The organism is Dickeya sp. MK7 (assembly GCF_000406305.1).
In the GTDB taxonomy this organism is placed as follows: Bacteria; Pseudomonadota; Gammaproteobacteria; order Enterobacterales; family Enterobacteriaceae; genus Dickeya; species Dickeya fangzhongdai.
The window spans coordinates 178,881-198,157 of sequence record NZ_CM001984.1; the positions used below are offsets into that span (position 1 = coordinate 178,881).

Consider the following 19,277-nt stretch of genomic DNA (forward strand, 5'->3'; position numbering starts at 1 on the left):
TATCCCCTAAAAGTTGTTTTTAATCACGATAAACCGATATGAACAAAAAATTGATAATACGATCGTCAGATTATCTGTGATTTCGGGGATTAATCTAATTGATGAATCTTTGTTATATCTTAAGGAAGAAGGGTGATTTTATTTGGTTACATTTTTATTTTTCATTTTCTGTTTTCAGAACGCTATTTTATTTTTTAGGTGTGGTTAATGCTATTTTTAATAATAGTTATGTGCGTGACTTTATATTGATTGATGATGTTCAATGCTGGAGAAATAGAATTTCTCAGTAACAGTGAGTATTGCCATGTCAATAGGGTAAACGTCGGCGATAGGCTCTCATTTTTATACGAGAGCCTATCCCAATAGACCAAGTTAACGTGCCATATTGAATGAATGGACTGTGCCCGAAATCTTCACGTACCGCGTATCTAAACTGGCTGCGCCCATGATTGTTCTTTGTGTTTTTATCTAGGGCGCGGCGCTAAATACCGTTGTTCCATGATGCTTGTCCAGGCGTCATGCGAGAACCATCCTCAGGTTGGGTTGATGTTTGTCGCCAGCGCCATCTGAGGCTGGAATGGGCGCCCTTGTATCGGCTCAGCAGGCTGGCGTGACGCCGTATGGTGGATAGTGAACATACTCACCAGTTCCACCAGATGGCGGGCCTGATCGCTCAGGCTGTCGGCGGCGCTGGCGGACTGCTCCACCAGCGCGGCATTCTGCTGGGTGACCTGATCGAGCTGGTTGACCGCCTGATTAATCTGGCCGATGCCGGATTCCTGCTCGGTGGTCGTGACGCCGATTTCCTTGATCAAATCGGCGACGTGGCGCGCCTGCGTCACGATATCGTCCATGGTGGTGCCGGCGTGACCAACCAGTTGCGAGCCGCTTTCCACTTTTTCCATGCTCTCGGTAATCAGCCCTTTGATTTCCCGGGCGGCGGAGGCGGAGCGCTGCGCCAGCGAGCGTACCTCGCCAGCCACCACCGCAAAGCCGCGGCCTTGTTCGCCGGCGCGGGCGGCTTCCACCGCGGCGTTAAGCGCCAGGATATTGGTCTGGAAGGCAATGCCGTCAATGACGCTGATAATGTCGCCGATTTTGCGCGAGCTGGCGGTAATGTCGTCCATAGTGCGGATAACGTTACCCACGACGTCGCTGCCTTTGGCGGCGGTATCGCTGGCGGTGGTGGCGAGCTGGGCGGCCTCACGCACGGTTTCGCCGTTCTGGCGGATGGTCTGGCTGATTTGCTCCATTGAGGCGGCGGTTTGCTGCAGGCTGGCGGCCTGCTCTTCGGTGCGCTGGCTGAGATCGGCGTTGCCCATGGCGATCTGCTGCGAGCCGGTGGCGATGGATTCGCTGCTCTGGCGCACCTGGCCGACGATGTGACCGAGACTGTCGCACATGGCATGCATCGAAGCCAGCAGGCTCTGTTGGTCGTGGCGGGCGAGGTCTACGCTGACCGCCAGATTTCCCTGCGCGACTTCCTGGGCGATGCGGGCGGCATACTGGGGCTCGCCGCCCAGCTGGCGCCGGATGTAGCGGCTCAAATACCAGGCGGTGGCGCCGCCGATAACGCAGCCTGCCAACGCCAGCGCCAGCATCAGCAACCCCGCCTGATTGGCCTGCCGCTCGGCGTCGTTAGCCATCGACAAGGTTAGCGAGGACTGGTCGTCGATCATTTTATCCAGCGTGGTGAAAATCCCTTCCTGCGCTTTTTGCAGGTCGGCGACAATAATATTGCGCGCTTGTACCGGATGCCCCGCCATACCCGCTTCCACGGCGTTGTTCATCGCTTCGCTATAGGCGGGACGAAACTGGTCGAGCTGTTGCAGCCCTCGCTGCATGTCAGGGTCGTCAGCGGCCTGTACGATTTGCGCGACCAGCTTCGTCATGCTGGCGTTGGTTTCATCCAGCCGCTGTTTTTCCTGCTCTCGCTGCGTTTTGTCATTCAGGAGCGCAATGTTGCGTACCCGGCGGGCGGCATCGTTGAGGTGGTCTTTCATTCTTTCCAACTGCAGCAACGTCACCATGTGTGATTTCGACAGCAACTGCATGTCGGCGCTCAGTTTTCGTAGCTGGAACTGACCAAATAACGCAATAAGAAAACCGATTACGATCACCCACGCAAAACCCGAGTTGAGCCGGGTGGAAAGCCTGATGTTTTTGAAGCTGATATTCCAGAAGCTGGTATTACTGAATGTAGTCATGCGTCCCCCCTGAGCGGTTGAGGTAACAGCGCCAATGGCATGGCGGCTCAATGCATAGCAAAAAGAACAATAAAACGCTGATATTGTTATGCGCCGCGTTAGGCCTGAAGGCTGTCGGCGGCTGTGTGGCGTCGTGGCTGGTAAGGTCAGGATATAAATAACCAAAATGGCACTGGTTGAGTAATAGATATTCGCTATACCCACCATCTTTCATGCTGCCGGGGTGCTGGTCGCTTTATTGACCTTTTTGGTGTGAAGACTTCGGTCGTCAGGGGCTAAATTCGAAAGAAACCGCCACCGTAACGGCGGCGGTCAGGGGAAAGGTAAACTCAGAACTGTTCCCAGTTGCTGTTGCCGGCGTTGCTCGCCAGCGCCAGTTTGGATGGCGTTGGTTTTTTCAACCCGGTTCCCGGTTTTTGCAGCAAGTCGCTCTGGCTGTTAAACGCATTCTGAATAGTGAATATGCTCATCAGTTCCACCAGCCGCGCGGCCTGATCGCTCAGGCTGTCGGCGGCGCTGGCCGACTCTTCCACCAGAGACGCGTTCTGCTGGGTGACCTGATCGAGCTGGTTAACCGCATCGTTAATCTGCGAAATACCGGATTCCTGCTCGTGAGTGGTCACGCCGATTTCGCCAATCAAATCCGCCACGTGGCGCGCCTGTTTCACCAGTTCGTCGATGGTGGACCCGGCTTCGCCCACCAGCGTTGAACCGGCTTCCACCGTTTCGACGCTGGCGGTGATCAACTCCTTGATTTCCTTGGCGGCGGAAGCGGAGCGTTGGGCCAGATTTCTCACCTCGCCCGCCACCACGGCAAAGCCGCGGCCCTGCTCGCCGGCGCGGGCGGCTTCCACCGCGGCGTTGAGCGCCAGAATGTTGGTCTGGAAGGCAATGCCGTCGATGACGCTGATAATGTCGCCGATTTTGTGCGAGCTGACGGAAATGTCTTCCATCGTGCGGACGATATTGTTGACGGCCTCACCGCCTTTGGCGGCGGTTGAACTGGCCGATTGCGCCAGTTTGGTGGCGGTGCGCACGGTATCGCCGTTCTGGCGGATGGTCTGGCTCATCTGCTCCATAGAGGCGGCGGTTTGTTGCAGGCTGGCGGCCTGTTCTTCGGTGCGCTGGCTCAGGTCGGTGCTGCCGGCGGCGATTTCGCTGGCGCCGGTGGCGATGGATTCGCTGCTCTGGCGTACCTGGGTGACGATCTGCCCCAGTTTTTCCCGCATGTCGTTCATGGCTGCCAGTACGCTGTGATTGTCGCCCGCGCGCAGTTCGACATTAAAGGCCAGATTGCCGTCGGCGATTTGCTGGGCAACCGCCGCGGCGTAAATCGGCTCGCCGCCCAGCTGGCCTTTGACGGTGCGGGTGATCAGCCAGGCGGTCAGCGCGCCGAGCACCGCGGCGGCCAGCGCCAGCGCCAGCATTACCGTGCCGTCTGAACGGGCGTTTTGCATGGAATCCGCCACCACGTTCATGGTGATTTTTTTCTGGAAGTCGAGCATGTTGTCCAGCGCCCGGAAGACGCCGTTCTGGGCGGTCTGCATGTCGTTGAGAATCAGTTCACGGGCCTGATCGCGCTGCTCTGGCTGGCCGGAAATACCCAATTGCACCGCATTATTGAATGCCTGCAGGTAAGCGGGGCGCGCCTGCGTCAACTGGTTAAGCTGATCACGGGTTTCCGGTGTATCAAGCCGTTCCGATAACTGTTTAAGCACCTCGGTGTTGCGGGCGATTTGCCGGTCGATCAGCTGCTTCTCGCGCGCGATGCGTTCAGGATCGTTACTGAGCGCAATATTACGCACCAGACGGGAATTGGTGTCGAAGCCGGTTTTGGCTTCCTGAATCAGCATCATGTTGGTGAGTGTGGTGGAGGAGAGGTGATCGATGTCGTCCCCCAGCCCCGCCAGTTGGGTTCGGCCAAATGTCGCTACCAGCAGACCAATCACGATGACGAGAGCGAATCCGGCACTCAACATGGTGCCCAGTTTTATTTTTTTCAGCGCGTTCATAGATATCCTTACGTCGTGTATTCCATGCGTTTATTCGGGACCTCGTCCAGGAGGTAAAATGGAAATAGCTCTATGTGTGTATAATTTGGGTTAGTTCTATTTCATGTGAATAATTTTTGTGGGTCAGCCGACAGATCTCCTGTTTATTACGATTGCTTTTTAAATAGATAGAGAGGTAATGGTCTTATAAAAATCGATAACAAGAATCTTTAACTCCAATAATTAATATAAGAAAGTAACTGGAATTGAAGTTTATAGTGGAGCTTATTGGTTAATAAGAGTAAGGAATAGAGATTGGTTTGTCGAATGCAATATATAAACTTTTCAAATAAAGTATCAAAAGAATAATTTCCGGTGGTATTTCTGCAATTCCGATCGCGTTTTTACCGCAAGGGTGTGTCGATGACGATAGCCGGATAATGCGTCGCCGTGATTGGCTCGCGATGGTAAGCGGCTCCGGCGAGAGGTGCGGCGCTGGGATAATCGGCGGGTATTCCAGTTTTATCGGCTTTGATAAGCAAAATGGCAACGCAATTGTCGTCCTGCAAAACGCTTTTAACTGGAGTAACTATCTGGGGATTGCTCTATTAACGGATTTAGCGAAGCGACGCTGACCGACCGCGGGAAATAAAATGCCATCGGGTGCGGCGTTGATGCGCAGTCCGTATTCTTGTGGGCGTTCCTGCCCATCATCCTGGCGTAAGGTTGTTTTTTATAATGTCATGATTATTTTATAAAAAATAATCACCTGTCGTATCGGTTTACTGCCGGTTTTTCTCCCCGCTGCAATCGTATGCACTTGTCATCCGGTTGTCATGATGCAGTTATTTTTCTGTCATCCGGGCGTGTCATGTTACAGCCGAACATAAAACGCGCTTTTTCGCTCATGGCGCCAACAATTATCAGCATCCGCAATGATCAGCACCCACATGATCTCAGGAGACAGCATGTTTCAGCACGCTATCCGTAAAACCGCCGCCGTTGTCATTATGGCGTTAGCCGCCAGCGCACAAGCGCAGGCTGTTACCGAAATCCCGTTCTGGCATTCGATGGAAGGAGAACTGGGTAAAACCGTTAATTCTCTGGCTGACCGTTTTAACCAGACGCACAGCGACGTCAAAATCGTGCCGGTGTATAAAGGCAACTACGAGCAGAGCCTGGCGGCCGGTATCGCCGCGTTCCGCAGCGGCAATGCGCCGGCTATCCTGCAGGTGTACGAAGTGGGCACCGCCACCATGATGGCCAGCAAGGCAGTTAAGCCGGTGTATCAGGTGTTCAAAGATGCCGGCGTGCCGTACGACGAGAAAATCTTCGTGCCGACCGTCTCCGGTTATTACTCCGATTCCAAAACCGGACACCTGCTGTCTCAGCCGTTCAACAGCTCCACCCCGGTGCTGTACTACAACAAAGACGCCTTCAAAAAAGCGGGTCTGGACCCGGAACAGCCGCCGAAAACCTGGCAGCAGATGGCTGAGTACACCGCCAAACTGCGCGCGTCCGGCATGAAATGCGGCTACGCCAGCGGCTGGCAGGGCTGGATTCAGATTGAGAACTTCAGCGCCTGGCACGGCCTGCCGATCGCCACCAAAAACAACGGCTTCGACGGTCTTGATGCGGTGCTGGAGTTCAACAAGCCGGTTCAGGTCAAACACATCCAGATGCTGGAAGACATGAACAAGAAAGGGGACTTCACCTACTACGGCCGCAAAGACGAGCCGACCGAGAAGTTCTACAACGGCGATTGCGCCATGACCACCGCGTCGTCCGGTTCGCTGGCGAATATTCGTCAGTACGCCAAATTCAACTACGGCGTGGCTATGATGCCGTATGACGCCGACGTGAAAGGCGCGCCGCAGAACGCCATTATCGGCGGCGCCAGCCTGTGGGTGATGAACGGCAAAGACGCCGCCACCTACAAAGGCGTGGCTGAGTTCATGCAGTTCCTGTCGACGCCGGAAATCGCCGCCGAGTGGCACCAGAAGACCGGCTATCTGCCGATCACCACCGCCGCTTACGAGCTGACCAAGCAGCAGGGTTTTTATGACAAGAACCCCGGCGCCGACATCGCCACCCGTCAGATGCTGAACAAGGAACCGCTGCCGTTCACCAAGGGGCTGCGTCTGGGCAATATGCCGCAGATTCGCACCATCGTGGACGAAGAGCTGGAAAGCGTCTGGACGGGTAAGAAAACCCCGCAGCAGGCGCTGGATGCCGCTGTGGAACGCGGCAACGCGCTGCTGCGCCGCTTCGAACAAGCGAACAAGTAACCGTATTCCGGGCCGAAGGGATTCGGCCACCCTTTTCTGAGAACCCGGTTTTCTGAGAATCCTGTTTTCTGAGAGCATTGTGCATGACTGCTTCCCGTCCTGTTTTTGGCCGCAGCCTGCTGCCTTACCTGCTGGTGCTGCCGCAGCTGGCCATCACGGTGATCTTTTTCCTCTGGCCCGCCGGGCAGGCGCTCTGGTACTCGGTGCAGAGCGTAGACCCGTTCGGCCTCTCCAGTCAGTTTGTCGGGCTGGATAACTTCACCAATCTGTTCCACGACAGCTATTACCTCGGCTCGTTTTACACCACGTTGCTGTTCAGTTTTCTGGTGGCGGCGTCTGGGCTTATCGTGTCGCTGTTTCTGGCCGCGCTGGTGGATTACACCCTGCGTTTTAGCCGCCTGTACCAGACGCTGCTGATTCTGCCTTACGCGGTCGCGCCCGCGGTGGCAGCGGTGCTGTGGATGTTTCTGTTCAACCCCGGTTTGGGGCTGATTACCTGGCTGCTGCATCAGTGGGGTTACGACTGGAATCACGCCCAGCACAGCGGTCAGGCGATGTTTCTGGTGGTGCTGGCCTCGGTATGGAAGCAGATTAGCTACAACTTCCTGTTTTTCCTGGCGGCGTTGCAGTCCATTCCCCGCTCGCTGATTGAAGCGGCGGCGATTGACGGCGCCGGGCCGGTGCGCCGTTTCTTCAATCTGGTGCTGCCGCTGATTTCGCCGGTGAGTTTTTTCCTGCTGGTGGTCAACCTGACCTACGCCTTCTTCGACACCTTCCCGGTGATCGACGCCGCCACCGGCGGTGGGCCGGTGCAGGCCACGACTACCTTGATCTACAAGATTTACCGCGAAGGGTTCGCCGGTCTTGATCTCTCCAGTTCGGCGGCGCAGTCGGTGATACTGATGTTGGTGGTGACCGTGCTGACGGTGATTCAGTTCCGCTTTGTCGAGCGTAAGGTGAATTATCAATGACCGCAAAATACGTAATGACAGGGAGCCGGATGATTGAAAACCGTCGCGGGCTGGATATGTTCAGTCACGCCATGCTGGTGGTCGCCATTCTGGTGGTGCTGTTCCCGCTGTACGTGGCGTTTGTCGCTGCGAGCATGAGTTCGGAACAGATGTCCCTGGTGCCGATGTCGCTACTGCCCGGCGGCCACCTGTGGGAAAACCTGGCGGATATCTGGCGGCACGGGGTAGGCGACAACAACAGCGCGCCGTTCGGCCTGATGCTGTTTAACAGCTTCGTGATGGCGCTGGCGATCACCATCGGCAAAATCAGCGTCTCGATGCTGTCGGCTTTCGCCATCGTCTATTTCCGTTTTCCGTGCCGTAACCTGTTCTTCTGGATGATTTTCTCCACCCTGATGTTGCCGGTGGAAGTGCGTATTTTCCCGACGGTCGAGGTGATTTCCCATCTCCATATGACCAACAGCTATGTCGGGTTGACACTGCCGGTGATGGCGTCCGCCACCGCCACGTTTCTGTTCCGCCAGTTCTTCATGACGCTGCCGGACGAACTGCTGGAAGCGGCGCGTATCGATGGCGCCAGCCCGATGCGCTTTTTCTTCGACATGGTGCTGCCGTTGTCCAAAACCAATCTGGCGGCGCTGTTTGTCATCACCTTTATCTACGGCTGGAACCAGTATCTGTGGCCGCTGTTGATCGTCAACGACCCCCATTTGGGCACCGCGGTGGCCGGGATCCAGAGCATGATCGCCACCGGCGACACCGCTACGCCCTGGCATCAGGTGATGGCGGCGATGCTGATAACCATGCTGCCGCCGTTGTTGATTGTGTTGCTGATGCAGCGCTGGTTTGTTCGCGGTCTGGTTGATAGTGAGAAATAGAATCTTATGGCATGTTTAAAACTTCAGGCCGTCACCAAATCCTATGACGGCAATACTCAAGTGATTCAGCCGATCGATCTCGATGTGGCGGACGGCGAATTCGTGGTGATGGTCGGCCCGTCCGGCTGCGGCAAATCCACGCTGCTGCGGATGGTGGCGGGTCTGGAGCAGACCTCCAGCGGCGATATTTACATCGGTGAGGAACGCGTTACCGACAAAGAGCCGAAAGATCGCGGCATTGCGATGGTGTTCCAGAATTACGCGCTCTATCCGCATATGAGCGTTTACGACAACATGGCGTACGGCCTGAAAATTCGCGGTTTCGGCAAAGCGCAGATTCGCCAGCGGGTGGAAGAAGCGGCGCGCATTCTGGAACTGCAACCGCTGCTCAACCGCAAGCCGCGCGAGCTGTCCGGCGGCCAGCGCCAGCGCGTGGCGATGGGGCGCGCCATCGTGCGCGAGCCGGCGGTATTCCTGTTTGATGAACCGCTGTCCAACCTTGACGCCAAGCTGCGGGTGCAGATGCGCCTTGAACTGCAACAGCTGCACAAACGGCTGAAAACCACCAGCTTGTACGTCACCCACGATCAGGTGGAGGCGATGACGCTGGCGCACCGGGTGATCGTGATGAACAAAGGCGTGGCGGAGCAGATCGGCGCGCCGGCGGAGATTTACCGCAAACCGGCGTCGCTGTTTGTCGCCAGCTTCATCGGCTCGCCCGCCATGAATCTGTGGGCCGGACAGGTGAGCGCCGACGGCAGCCGGGTCGCGCTGTCGGCGGATTTCTCGCTGCCGCTGCCGGTCGCAAAACCGGCATGGCAAGGGCGCGACGTCACGCTTGGCATGCGCCCGGAGCACATTTTGCAGTCCACCGCCGACGCCGGCGGCGTGCCGCTGGTGGTGGAGACGCTGGAATTGCTGGGCGCGGATAATCTGGCGCACGGCAAATGGGCGGGGCAGAATATCGTGGTGCGCCTGTCGCACGAGCATTGTCCGGCGGTGGGGGAAACCCTGTGGCTCAATCTGCCGGCCGCATCCTGGCATATATTTGATTCGCAAAGCGGATTACGGATGGAAGCATGACCCCGAACTGGCCTTATCCTGCTATCGTCGCCCACCGCGGCGGCGGCTCTCTGGCGCCGGAAAATACGCTGGCGGCGATTGATGTCGGCGCGCATCACGGCCACAAAATGATTGAGTTTGACGCCAAGCTGTCGCAGGACGGGCAGATTTTCCTGTTGCACGACGACACGCTTGAACGCACCAGCAACGGCTGGGGCGTGGCGGGCGAGCTGCCGTGGGACAAGCTGGTGGGGCTGGACGTCGGCAGTTGGTACAGCCGCCAGTTCCACGGCGAACGCCTGCCGCTGTTGTCGGAAGTGGCGAAGCGTTGCGCACAGTACGGTCTGGCGGCCAATATCGAGATCAAACCGACCACCGGCTGCGAGGAATTGACCGGTCGCGTGGTGGCGCTGGCCGCGCGCGAACTGTGGCAGAACCATCCGGTCGCGCCGCTGCTGTCGTCGTTTTCGGTTGCGGCATTGGAGGCCGCGCAGCAGGCGGCGCCGGAGCTGCCGCGCGGGCTGTTGCTGGACGAGTGGGACGACGACTGGCGCATCCTGACCGAACGGCTGGGCTGCGTGTCGATCCACCTTAATCACCAACTGCTGGATGAGGCGCGCATCAGGCTGCTGAAAGACGCCGGGTTGCGTATTCTGGTGTACACCGTTAATCAACCGGATCGCGCTCGCATCCTGCTGCAGTGGGGCGTTGACTGTATCTGTACCGACCGGATAGATTTGATTGGACCACAATTTAATTAACGCCGGCTGAATGTCGTCTGTCCCGACAGCGCGCCACGCCGGCCAATAAACCGGCGTGTTTCTTCAGGCGTATCCTGTATGACCTCGGGCCGCCCGGCCCGTTCCCCCGACGGGGCTATTGCTGCGCCGTCGTGATAAGCCATCAGCCTTCGCCTGGGTGAGCCGCGCGTTTTTTAAGGAAGGGCGATGCCCACGTTTATTCTTTCTCTCTGGCACCAGATTTTTCTTTCACTGCCGCTGTTTGTGCTGATTGCGCTGGGGTATGGCCTGATTCGCTTCGGCCGCTGGCCGTCGACCGTAACCGATGCGCTGACCAAATTCGTATTTTCAGTGGCGCTGCCTGCCATGCTGTTCCGCATGATGTGCGATTTCTCCAAACGACCGGCGGTGGACGCCCGGTTGCTGATCGCCTTCTTTGGCAGCTGTCTCATCGTGTTTGTGCTGGGTCGGATTGTCGCCAGCCGGGTGTTTCGGCTGGATGGCGTGTCCGGCTCGGTGTTTTCGCTCAGCGGGATTTTCTCCAACAACGTGATGCTCGGTTTGCCGATCGCCACCCTGATGCTCGGCCCGCAGGCGATTCCGTCCGTGGCGCTGGTGCTGGTGTTCAACGGCCTGATTCTGTGGACGCTGGTGACCGTTTCGGTGGAATGGGCGCGCAACGGTTCGCTGTCGATGCAGGGGTTCACCAAAACCGCGCTCGGCGTGCTGAAAAACCCGCTGATCATCGGCATTCTGTCCGGCACGTTCTACAGCCTCACCGGATTGCCGCTGCCGGATAGCATCGATAAGCCTATTGGTATGCTGAGTCAGATCGGCGTGCCGCTGTCGCTGGTGGCGCTGGGCATGGGGCTGGCGGAATACCGTATTCGCGACGGCTGGCAAATCAGCGTCGCTATTTGTCTTATCAAGCTGGTGGTGCAGCCGCTGGTGGTGTGGGTGCTGGCGGTGGCGCTGGGTCTGCCGGAGATGGAAACACGAGTCGTGGTGCTGCTGGGGTCGATGGCGGTGGGCGTCAATATCTACCTGATGTCCCGGCAATTCAATGTGCTGGGCGGCCCGGTCGCCGCCAGCCTGTTGATGTCGACCGCGCTGGCCGGCATTACCACACCGCTGATTCTGACGCTGATGGGCGTGAGAGTATAGCCCCATTCGCAACCCGCCGACCATCCTGAGGTGAGCGGCGGGAACCGGTTGGAAACGTCAGTATCGGTTGAGCGTTAGTACCGGTTGGTATTGCCCGGAGCGGATTGCTGGATGCGCTGGCGATTCTGTTCCAGTTGCTGTTGCAGCTGGCGCTGTTGTTCACGGCTGCGCTGCTGGATGTCGCTATTCAGTTGCTGTTGCTGCAACGCCTGATTTTGCTGCATCTCCTGCAGCAGCCGCTTCTGGCTGCTGATGCCGTTTTCAAATTGCTGCTGCTGGGGCGATATCTGTTGCGTGGCGGCCTGCGCCAGCAACGGCAGGCTCAGGAGCAGCATCAGGGGAGATATTATTTTCATGATTCCTCCGGGGAAACGGCTGTCGGATACCGCTTTATTCTAGCCGTTAATCGGGGCGTCGTCCCCGCCTTCTGCGACACTATTCAGGTGGGCACTATTCAGGTGTGGCATATTCAGGTGTGGCACTATTCATATGTGGCACTTCAGACGATTCGCGGCGCCAGCCCCGGCTGGGGCGTGAGCGTGGAATAGGCTATACTGACGCCCACCTTTTTTCGTACCTGATTTCATCATGTTTCATATCGCGCTCTATGAGCCACAGATTGCGCCCAATACCGGCAATATTATCCGTCTGGCGGCCAACAATGGCTGTTCGTTGCATCTGATCGAACCGCTGGGCTTCGATTTCGAGGAAAAAAAGCTGCGCCGCGCCGGGCTGGATTATCACGATCTGGCGAATGTCAGCCGTCATCGCAACTATCAGGACTTTCTGCTGGCGGTGGCGGGGCACCGGATTTTCGCCTGCACCACCAAAGGCAGCCGCCCTTACGACGAACCCGACTACCAGCCGGGCGATGTGCTGCTGTTCGGCTCTGAAACCGCCGGTCTGCCGGATGATATCCGCAACGGCTTCACACCGGAATGCCGTATCCGCATCCCGATGGAGCCCAACTGCCGCAGTTTGAATCTGTCCAACTCGGTGGCGATCATCAGTTACGAGGCCTGGCGGCAGAATGGCTTTGGCGGCCGACGCTGACGCGCCTCGCCCGTCATGGCCAATTGTTCGACACGACTAACCCATCGACACGACTAACCCATCGGAACGACCAACAGGAGAGCGCGTGATGACCTGTTCGATACCTGCTTCTGCGCTGCGGCGCACCCTGATCATGGGCAACAGCGGTTCGGGGAAAAGCTGGCTGGCGGAACAGCTGGCGGCCCGGCTACAGGCGCCCGCCATCGACCTGGATCTGATCAACTGGGAGCCGGGCGGCTACGGAAAAGCGCGCGACCGGGCGCTGGTCAAAGCCGAGGCTCGGGAGCTGGCGCAGGCTGAATGCTGGATCATGGAAGGGGTTTACGGCTGGTTGATGCAGGAAGTGGTGCAGCAAGCCACCGCGTTGGTTTGGCTGGATATCCCGGTGGAGGAATGCCTGACCAATATTCGTCAGCGCGGGCTGCGCCGTGGCGGCGACGAAGCGGCGCTGGCCGAATTGCTGCGTTGGGCGGGCGAGTACCGGGAGCGGCAAAGCAACAGCTCGTTCAGCGGGCATCTGCGGGTGTTTGAGCAGTGCGCGCCATCGCAGCGAGTCGTGACGCCACAGCGTATCTTGCTGCACAGCCGCGAAGACACCGAACGTTTTATGGCGGGGATTCTGTCGGACGACTGAACGCCCGGCGCGTGGAATCAACGCTGCTGCAGGATGGGAGAACGGCGCGCCGGTATCGGATTGAGCAGGAACACCACTTCTCCGCGGTAAAACGGCGATGCCAACAGCCGGCGCTGCCACTGTTCATCCCATTTGCCGTGTTGCACCAGCCCGAGGCGGAACGGCAGTTTCAGGTTCATCAGCGTTGGCAGATAGGCGGCGTAATTCTCCACCGTGCGCCGTCCCTGATAGGTCTGCACCACCAGTTCATCCACCACGCCGTTCAGACGATTGAGTTGCCGGACATCGCCGGTTTTGGCCCAGTCCAGCAGCCCGGTGACGCTCAGGCGACAGTCGGGCGGCAACTGCTGGCGGAGCGTTTGCAGAAAAGCGACGTAGTGCGACAGGTGGTAGCTTTGGGCGTCGAAATCGATCTGGATGCCGTCGACCCGGTTGCCGGCGGCGGCCCAACGCTGCCGCAGTTGCAGCAGACGCCGCAGTTCCGGTGCGCCAAGGCGCAGCTCGGAAACCCGAAACGACAGCCAGAGATGCCTGACCGGCAGGGCGCTGACCGGAATCCCCTGACGCAGGAATACGGTTTTGCCGTTCCGGCGGGCGATTTCCCCCTGATGCAGATAGAGCGTGTCCGCCTGAGACAACACCGGTTGCGGCTGCACCGCCGCCCACAGCCAGAAGGCGTGATAGCGGGCGGCGTTAACGGTGGCGCTGTACGCTGTGGAACTCAGGCACAGCAGGCTCGCCAGCACAACGGTACAACGGACTACCAGTAGTATTTGAGCTGTCGCGCCCATTGGCTGCCTTTAAAGTCCGCTTTGAGCTGCCGGAACCACGCCTTGCGCGTTTCCTTGCTGATATCCTGCGAACCGCAGTCGTTGTAACCGCTTGGCGCATAGCAGTAGATGGCGCGGTAGAGCGCGTAACTCTTGTCTTCCGGCGCGGCTTTCGCGTCGGCGATCACCTGCATGTAGTTGTCCAGACGATTGAATTCCTTGCCTGGATACTGGGCGGCGGCATCCGTCAGGCCGTTGAGCATGTTGCTTTCGCCCCAGTCGAATCCGACGCCGTTGCCGGTGCGCAGGACGAACTCGCCCAGACAGTTGAGGGCATGGGCGTCACTGGCGTTCTGGCTCAGGGTTGTGACCGTTTCCTGTAGCGTCGGGCATTCGTATCCTTCCTCGGTGTCGCTGCCGTCCCAGCCGAATACCGTCAGGTCTTCCTCGTTCCAGCTCATGTTTTCGGTGCTTTTCAGCGGTGCGATGGTTTTCAGCAGCGCGCTGTCTTTCAGAAAACCGGCGTAATCGCGGTGTGTCAGCTGCTTGGTCAACAGCGTATGCAGGGCGATGGCGCGTTCTTCATGCGTCTGCTGAGGGCCGGTCTGGCGGTGCAACAGCTCGGCATCGGCGCTGACTTTCAGGATGGCGGAGCGAAAACGCAGGTTTTTGACCGGGCTTTCCGGCGTGAATACCCGTTCCGGCTGGCCGCTGTCCACCAGCGTTTGCGCCAGCGTCAGTTGCAGGAATTGTTGCTGGGTGTAGGTGGTTTTCAGCATCAGCAGATGGCGCCAGTGCGCTTCCGCCTCGTCCCACTGTTTTTGCTGTTGCATCGCCAGCCCGCGCAGCACCTGGCTACTGAAGGCGGTGACGTTGGTGATATCGTCCGCGGTGGTCATCGGCAAGGTCTTCAACACCGCGGCGTAGTCCCGTTGCAGGTAGTAATGAAACGCCGCCTGCAGATAGCGGAATTCTTCCTGCATACCCGCTTTTTCAAACAGCGGCTGCTGGCGGGTGATTTCTTCCTGCGTCAGCGCGGGCAGCGTCATCCAGCCGTCAGGGCTGCGCAGGCGTTTGATGTCCTGCACCAGCATCAGGACCGGCGTATCGGCCGAGCTCACAAACTGGTTGTCTTCCAGCAACTTGTTGTCAATTTCGTTGCCGATGGCCTGCAACTGATCCACGCTTTTGGCGGACGCCAGCACCTGGCTGAAACGACCGGCCAGCGCGACGGTGTCGCCGCTGATCCACTCGGCCCGGCGGTACAGACCTTTGGCCGAGTCGGCGTATTTTCCCCGCGGATACTGTTTCAGGTACTCATCAATACGCTGAACCGCCTGTTTCCCGGCGGCCTTGTCCATCTTGCGGGGATCGAACATGTTGTATTCGTCCTGCGCGTCTTTCATCGCCTGATTAATCGATACCCGAATCAGCATATAACGGGCCGTTTCCGCCACCCACGGCTGGCTGGCCGGCAACAATTGCTGGAAGCCTTTATCCGCCTGATCCAACTGCCCTTCATAAAATGCCACCGCGTTGGCGAGGTAGCGGCGCAGTTCGCCGGCGTGGCCGGCGTCCGGTACGCTGGCCAGATCGGTATTGGCGTCGCCGACGCCGTAATCGCTGGACAGCATTTTCATGCGCACCAGCGCCAACTGGGTGCGCTGGGCGTCGTTCAGTTCCTTGTCCGCCAGCAGCAGATCGAAAAAGCTCTCCAGCGTGGTGGCGTCGTTGGAAACCCAACGCCCATCCAGGTCAACCGGCGTCAGGTCGCGCAGCTTATTCAGTTCGGTATCCGGAAAATGCAGCAGGGCGGCTTTTTGCAGCAACGAGGCGTTCTCTTCGTCGGCTTTGTCGTCCGAGGGGGCGTTGGGGTCGGCCGGCGCGCCGGCGCTGTTGTCTTCGGTAGCGGCCAGCCCCATCACGCGGTAAGCGGTGAACGGGTCGACACGGGAACGAGTTTGATCCGGCTCCGGCTGAGGTATCGGCAGCGGAATATGATTACGGCTGCTCTGCAGCAACACCAGATTGGTGCGGGTGTCGTTATCCGGCAGAAGGTAGGGAAGCGCGGGCATACCGCAATCGGCATCGGAAAAACCGCATACGCCATCGCCGGAAGCATATGTCGGCATCTGTACCAGCGTGGCGATGAATCCAGCCAGTAAGGCTAATCCTTTCATGTCCTTTTCCTGTGCAGGGTGTCAGGCAACATCAAGAACTTATTCCATCAGGCATGTGCAGCTTCATGCATGACTGAGGGGATAATTTCTTTTGCCAGCGGGGTGTGGTGCGCGCGATTTCTCGCGGCCATTCGCCCGGCGGCACAGGTTCACACTCTACCCGAGCAGGGAAAAAACTCAATCGGTTGACGGCATGGATGTGACGTCGGGCGCGGGTGTCCGCGCCCGAAAAGGCAGGTTATCAACGTTGGTAGAGCGGCAGCCAGAGCGTGAGCTGCAAACCGCCCAGCGGGCTTTCATCGGCTTTGGCCCAACCGCGATGCTGGGAAATGGCGGTTTCGACGATCGCCAGTCCCAGACCGGTGCCGCCGGACTCGCGATCGCGGGCTTCATCCGTGCGGTAGAACGGCCGGAAAATCTGTTCCCGATCCTCCGGGCTAACGCCGGGACCATCGTCGCCGACGACAATGGTGACGCCCTGTGCATCGGCCGAGAACGACACGGCGATACGGCTGTGCGAATAACGAAGCGCGTTGCGCACCACGTTTTCCAGCGCGCTATCGAGCGCGGTCGGGTTGCCGAACAGCGGCCAGGGACCAGGCGGCGATAATACCTCCAGCGTTTTACCCATTTGCTCGGCTTCAAAGCGGGCGTCGTCCAGCACATCGTTCCACAGCTCATCCGCCTGTAGCTCTTCCCGCGACAGTTCATGCTTGTGCTGGTTGCGCGACAGCACCAGCAGGTCGTTGATCATGCCGTCGAGCCGCTGGGTTTCGGTTTCGATGCGGTTCAGTTCGTTGCCTTCGCCCTGACGGCGGCGTAATAGCGCGGTCGCCAGTTGCAGACGGGTCAGTGGGGTGCGCAGCTCATGGGAAATGTCGGACAACAGGCGTTGCTGCGCCGTCACCATCCGCTCCAGCGCGCTTACCATCTGGTTGAAGCTGGCGCCGGTCGCCCGGAATTCCTGCGGGCCGGATTCCAGTTCCGGATGCTGTTTCAGATTGCCGCGCGCCACTTCGTCGGCGGCGTTTTTCAGCTTACGCGCCGGTTTCGCCAGGCTCCAGGCCAGCCACAGCAACAGCGGCGAGCTGGTAAGCATGGTGACGATCAGCAGCAACAGCGGGCGGTCGAACAGCAGGTTGATAAAATCGGACTGCGGGCTGCTGGCGGGGCGCAGCATGTACATCAGGTAGCTGTCCTCGCCGTCGCGCACGGAAAACGGCCCCAGCAATTCCAGCCGACCGTATTTTTTCTTCTGCGGGAAATCGGCGCTGTCGGACTGACCGATGAAGTTGCGCACCATCTGCATTTCATTACGCTGGGCGCCAATCACGCGCCCTTCGCTGGTGACCAGCAGCAGGCGCTGGCCGGGCGGCGCCCATTTTTCGATCACGCGAAACAGACGTCGCCACCATAACAAATCGTTAGCCGGATCGCTCGCCAGTTCGGCCTCAATGTGCTGCTCCAGCATCAGCCCCTGCCGTTGCTCGTTTTCCAGCAGGGGAGTGAGTTGCCGGGAATCCAGCTTGGGCAGCATCAGCACCAGCATCAGCACCAGAGCCAGCGTCAGCCAGAAAATGGCGAAGATTCGGGCGGTAAGACTGTTGATCATACAGCGGCAGCCCGAATCATGCGGTGGAAACCATCAGATAGCCTCTGCCGCGCAGGGTTTTAAACCAGGGCAGCCCATCCTTGCGCTCAGGTAATTTGCGCCGCAGGTTGGAGATATGCATGTCGATGGCGCGATCGAACGGCGTGAGGCGCTTGCCCAGTACTTCCTGACTGAGATGTTCGCGCGACACCACCTGACCCAGGCGCTGCGCCAGCAGGTAGAGCAGCGTGAATTCGGTGCCGGTCAGATCCAGCACTTCGTCGTCGAAGCTGGCTTCCTGACGGCCCGGATTAAGTCGCAGCGCATCCACCTCGATGGTCGGCGCGCTGGCTTCGCCCGCCTGTTGTTGGTCGGTCCAACTGGAGCGGCGCAGAATGGCGCGGATGCGGGCAACCAGCTCGCGATCGTTGAAGGGTTTAGGCAGATAGTCGTCCGCGCCCAACTCCAGGCCGAGCACGCGGTCCAGCTCGCTGCCGCGGGCGGTAAGCATGATCACCGGCGTCTGGTAGCGCTGACGCACTTCCTTGAGTGTATCGATGCCGTTTTTCTTCGGCATCATGATATCCAGCAATAACAGGTCAATCGAGTCATCCAGCACGCTTAACGCCTGTTCGCCGTCATGGGCGACAACGACGTTAAAGCCTTCCATTTCGAGCAATTCCCGCAACAGGGATGTCAGCTCGCGATCGTCATCAACCAACAGGATTTTATTCATGATTTACCTACCTCCACGGGCAAAATACGTCATAGATCGCCGCTATTCCATGACTTTACGTAGTTTTACATCGTCTGACGCATGTTTGCAGCAAGGCAATTAGACTAACTCCATCGATTCGCCAAACAGTACACGTCACACCGTACGCAAACACAAGCCGTACGTGAATTACAGAGGAGTCATTGATGCGGGGCACCATCATCACGTTATCTTTTGCTTCACTGCTAATGTTGGTAACCGGCACCGTAATGGCGACTGAAAACGACGCCCCCGAGTTGGGGAACTGTTATCGCGATGACTCTGCCATGAAACGCGAAGAGAGTCAGCAGGGCATGTTTGACGGTGTGAAGTTGACGGAACATCAGCGCCAGCAAATGCGTGATCTGATGCGGCAAGTCCGCCATGAACAGCCAGCCTATGACGCGAACGATGTGGAAATTATGCATCGACTGGTGACGGCGGAAAAATTCGACGCTCCGGCGGTGCAGGCGCAGGTCGCCAGAATGGTTCAGGAGCAGATTGCGCGCCAGGTGGAGATAGCCCGGGTGAGCAACCAGATGTACAACATGCTGACGCCGGAGCAGAAATCGATTCTGAATCAGAAGCATGAACAGGCGATGCAAAGCGTGCGGCAGCAGATGTCGGCATCCGGATCGAGTAGCCAGAATTTGGAACTGTCCCGTCAGGGGCAGGATGAGAGTACCGAGTAATGCGTGTTTTTCCGAGTAGTGAGAGTAGTGCTGAGAGTAGTGTGTAGAGAAGTAACCTGTTTTCCTTGCCATAGACACCATCCCTGTCTTTTTCCCCGCCTTGATGGCGGGGTTTTTTTTGCCTGTATTCTGTACCGCCTTTTCCCGGCGCTGTTGTGCCATTGCTGTACCAACCCTCATGACGCGCGTTTTTGCTGGCCCGTCAGCATAATGTCCTCCACTGCCACAACGGGCTGAAATCGCTTGAAAAAGCGTGTATCGACGGGCGTGGCGGTATTGGTTCCATACCCTGCATGGGTCCC

Annotated in this window: 16 protein-coding genes and 1 pseudogene; 10 read left to right on the forward strand and 7 right to left on the reverse strand. The window is 58.1% G+C overall.

Annotated features, from left to right (window positions below; all coding sequences use genetic code 11):
* Nucleotides 1-533: 533 nt before the first annotated feature.
* Nucleotides 534-2,207 (reverse strand): methyl-accepting chemotaxis protein, encoded by a 1,674-nt coding sequence (locus tag DXXMK7_RS00885; RefSeq protein WP_050569982.1) that lies wholly within the window; start codon nucleotides 2,205-2,207, stop codon nucleotides 534-536.
* Between the two features lie 329 nt (nucleotides 2,208-2,536).
* The gene (locus DXXMK7_RS00890; RefSeq protein ID WP_038917456.1) at nucleotides 2,537-4,219 is read right to left on the reverse strand and encodes a methyl-accepting chemotaxis protein; all 1,683 of its coding nucleotides are present in this window, start codon (nucleotides 4,217-4,219) and stop codon (nucleotides 2,537-2,539) included.
* Nucleotides 4,220-4,695: 476 nt separating this feature from the next.
* Here DXXMK7_RS00890 and DXXMK7_RS22435 point away from each other — a divergent pair.
* The 7 genes and pseudogenes from DXXMK7_RS22435 to DXXMK7_RS00920 form a co-directional block, all read left to right on the forward strand.
* Nucleotides 4,696-4,833, forward strand: a pseudogene (locus DXXMK7_RS22435) (serine hydrolase); the annotation flags it as partial.
* Between the two features lie 333 nt (nucleotides 4,834-5,166).
* A complete protein-coding gene (ugpB, locus tag DXXMK7_RS00895; protein WP_038664440.1) occupies nucleotides 5,167-6,486 on the forward strand; it encodes a sn-glycerol-3-phosphate ABC transporter substrate-binding protein UgpB in 1,320 nt (439 codons plus the stop codon).
* An 83-nt stretch (nucleotides 6,487-6,569) separates the two neighbouring features.
* Complete coding sequence (ugpA, locus tag DXXMK7_RS00900; RefSeq protein ID WP_038664443.1) at nucleotides 6,570-7,457, forward strand: sn-glycerol-3-phosphate ABC transporter permease UgpA; 888 nt, start codon at nucleotides 6,570-6,572, stop codon at nucleotides 7,455-7,457.
* A gap of 29 nt (nucleotides 7,458-7,486) precedes the next feature.
* Nucleotides 7,487-8,335: a sn-glycerol-3-phosphate ABC transporter permease UgpE gene (ugpE, locus tag DXXMK7_RS00905; protein ID WP_038917458.1), complete on the forward strand. Its 849-nt coding sequence runs from the start codon at nucleotides 7,487-7,489 to the stop codon at nucleotides 8,333-8,335.
* A 6-nt stretch (nucleotides 8,336-8,341) separates the two neighbouring features.
* Nucleotides 8,342-9,418, forward strand: coding sequence for a sn-glycerol-3-phosphate import ATP-binding protein UgpC (locus tag DXXMK7_RS00910; RefSeq protein WP_038917459.1), 1,077 nt, complete (start codon nucleotides 8,342-8,344; stop codon nucleotides 9,416-9,418).
* Entirely contained in the window at nucleotides 9,415-10,158 is a 744-nt protein-coding gene (gene ugpQ, locus DXXMK7_RS00915; RefSeq protein ID WP_038917460.1) for a glycerophosphodiester phosphodiesterase, read from the forward strand. Before DXXMK7_RS00910 ends, ugpQ begins: the two co-directional genes overlap by 4 nt.
* A 186-nt stretch (nucleotides 10,159-10,344) precedes the next feature.
* The gene (locus tag DXXMK7_RS00920; RefSeq protein ID WP_038917461.1) at nucleotides 10,345-11,301 is read left to right on the forward strand and encodes an AEC family transporter; all 957 of its coding nucleotides are present in this window, start codon (nucleotides 10,345-10,347) and stop codon (nucleotides 11,299-11,301) included.
* 74 nt (nucleotides 11,302-11,375) lie between these two features.
* Here DXXMK7_RS00920 and DXXMK7_RS21485 read toward each other — a convergent pair whose 3' ends face one another.
* On the reverse strand, nucleotides 11,376-11,657 hold the full coding sequence (locus DXXMK7_RS21485; protein WP_039695771.1) for a DUF2756 domain-containing protein: 282 nt from the start codon (nucleotides 11,655-11,657) through the stop codon (nucleotides 11,376-11,378).
* A 232-nt stretch (nucleotides 11,658-11,889) separates the two neighbouring features.
* On the opposite strand from DXXMK7_RS21485, the gene DXXMK7_RS00930 reads away from it, so the two are divergent.
* Together DXXMK7_RS00930 and DXXMK7_RS00935 are read left to right on the forward strand one after the other, a co-directional pair.
* A complete protein-coding gene (locus DXXMK7_RS00930; RefSeq protein WP_038917463.1) occupies nucleotides 11,890-12,354 on the forward strand; it encodes a tRNA (cytidine(34)-2'-O)-methyltransferase in 465 nt (154 codons plus the stop codon).
* 88 nt (nucleotides 12,355-12,442) lie between these two features.
* Nucleotides 12,443-12,988: a hypothetical protein gene (locus DXXMK7_RS00935; RefSeq protein ID WP_038917464.1), complete on the forward strand. Its 546-nt coding sequence runs from the start codon at nucleotides 12,443-12,445 to the stop codon at nucleotides 12,986-12,988.
* 17 nt (nucleotides 12,989-13,005) lie between these two features.
* On the opposite strand, the gene DXXMK7_RS00940 is transcribed toward DXXMK7_RS00935, so the two are convergent.
* The 4 genes from DXXMK7_RS00940 to cpxR all read right to left on the reverse strand — a co-directional run bounded on the left by DXXMK7_RS00940 (nucleotide 13,006) and on the right by cpxR (nucleotide 18,265).
* Nucleotides 13,006-13,779 carry a DUF3142 domain-containing protein gene (locus DXXMK7_RS00940; RefSeq protein ID WP_038917465.1) on the reverse strand — a complete coding sequence of 258 codons (774 nt, stop codon included), beginning with the start codon at nucleotides 13,777-13,779 and terminating at the stop codon, nucleotides 13,006-13,008.
* Nucleotides 13,749-15,938: a hypothetical protein gene (locus tag DXXMK7_RS00945; protein ID WP_038917466.1), complete on the reverse strand. Its 2,190-nt coding sequence runs from the start codon at nucleotides 15,936-15,938 to the stop codon at nucleotides 13,749-13,751. Before DXXMK7_RS00945 ends, DXXMK7_RS00940 begins: the two co-directional genes overlap by 31 nt.
* Nucleotides 15,939-16,179: 241 nt before the next feature.
* The gene (cpxA, locus tag DXXMK7_RS00950) at nucleotides 16,180-17,550 is read right to left on the reverse strand and encodes an envelope stress sensor histidine kinase CpxA (protein ID WP_038917467.1); all 1,371 of its coding nucleotides are present in this window, start codon (nucleotides 17,548-17,550) and stop codon (nucleotides 16,180-16,182) included.
* Nucleotides 17,551-17,566: 16 nt separating this feature from the next.
* Nucleotides 17,567-18,265: an envelope stress response regulator transcription factor CpxR gene (gene cpxR, locus DXXMK7_RS00955; RefSeq protein ID WP_038664473.1), complete on the reverse strand. Its 699-nt coding sequence runs from the start codon at nucleotides 18,263-18,265 to the stop codon at nucleotides 17,567-17,569.
* Between the two features lie 185 nt (nucleotides 18,266-18,450).
* Here cpxR and cpxP point away from each other — a divergent pair, with 185 nt between their 5' ends.
* Nucleotides 18,451-18,975, forward strand: coding sequence for a cell-envelope stress modulator CpxP (gene cpxP / locus DXXMK7_RS00960; protein ID WP_038664476.1), 525 nt, complete (start codon nucleotides 18,451-18,453; stop codon nucleotides 18,973-18,975).
* Nucleotides 18,976-19,277 lie beyond the last annotated feature (302 nt).

What these genes read in the sequence shown, in the direction of transcription:
- DXXMK7_RS00885 (WP_050569982.1), bottom strand. Translation starts at nt 2,207, where the DNA reads ATGACTACATTCAGTAATACCAGCTTCTGGAATATCAGCTTCAAAAAC.
- DXXMK7_RS00890 (WP_038917456.1), bottom strand. Translation starts at nt 4,219, where the DNA reads ATGAACGCGCTGAAAAAAATAAAACTGGGCACCATGTTGAGTGCCGGA.
- ugpB (WP_038664440.1), top strand. Translation starts at nt 5,167, where the DNA reads ATGTTTCAGCACGCTATCCGTAAAACCGCCGCCGTTGTCATTATGGCG.
- ugpA (WP_038664443.1), top strand. Translation starts at nt 6,570, where the DNA reads ATGACTGCTTCCCGTCCTGTTTTTGGCCGCAGCCTGCTGCCTTACCTG.
- ugpE (WP_038917458.1), top strand. Translation starts at nt 7,487, where the DNA reads ATGATTGAAAACCGTCGCGGGCTGGATATGTTCAGTCACGCCATGCTG.
- DXXMK7_RS00910 (WP_038917459.1), top strand. Translation starts at nt 8,342, where the DNA reads ATGGCATGTTTAAAACTTCAGGCCGTCACCAAATCCTATGACGGCAAT.
- ugpQ (WP_038917460.1), top strand. Translation starts at nt 9,415, where the DNA reads ATGACCCCGAACTGGCCTTATCCTGCTATCGTCGCCCACCGCGGCGGC.
- DXXMK7_RS00920 (WP_038917461.1), top strand. Translation starts at nt 10,345, where the DNA reads ATGCCCACGTTTATTCTTTCTCTCTGGCACCAGATTTTTCTTTCACTG.
- DXXMK7_RS21485 (WP_039695771.1), bottom strand. Translation starts at nt 11,657, where the DNA reads ATGAAAATAATATCTCCCCTGATGCTGCTCCTGAGCCTGCCGTTGCTG.
- DXXMK7_RS00930 (WP_038917463.1), top strand. Translation starts at nt 11,890, where the DNA reads ATGTTTCATATCGCGCTCTATGAGCCACAGATTGCGCCCAATACCGGC.
- DXXMK7_RS00935 (WP_038917464.1), top strand. Translation starts at nt 12,443, where the DNA reads ATGACCTGTTCGATACCTGCTTCTGCGCTGCGGCGCACCCTGATCATG.
- DXXMK7_RS00940 (WP_038917465.1), bottom strand. Translation starts at nt 13,779, where the DNA reads ATGGGCGCGACAGCTCAAATACTACTGGTAGTCCGTTGTACCGTTGTG.
- DXXMK7_RS00945 (WP_038917466.1), bottom strand. Translation starts at nt 15,938, where the DNA reads ATGAAAGGATTAGCCTTACTGGCTGGATTCATCGCCACGCTGGTACAG.
- cpxA (WP_038917467.1), bottom strand. Translation starts at nt 17,550, where the DNA reads ATGATCAACAGTCTTACCGCCCGAATCTTCGCCATTTTCTGGCTGACG.
- cpxR (WP_038664473.1), bottom strand. Translation starts at nt 18,265, where the DNA reads ATGAATAAAATCCTGTTGGTTGATGACGATCGCGAGCTGACATCCCTG.
- cpxP (WP_038664476.1), top strand. Translation starts at nt 18,451, where the DNA reads ATGCGGGGCACCATCATCACGTTATCTTTTGCTTCACTGCTAATGTTG.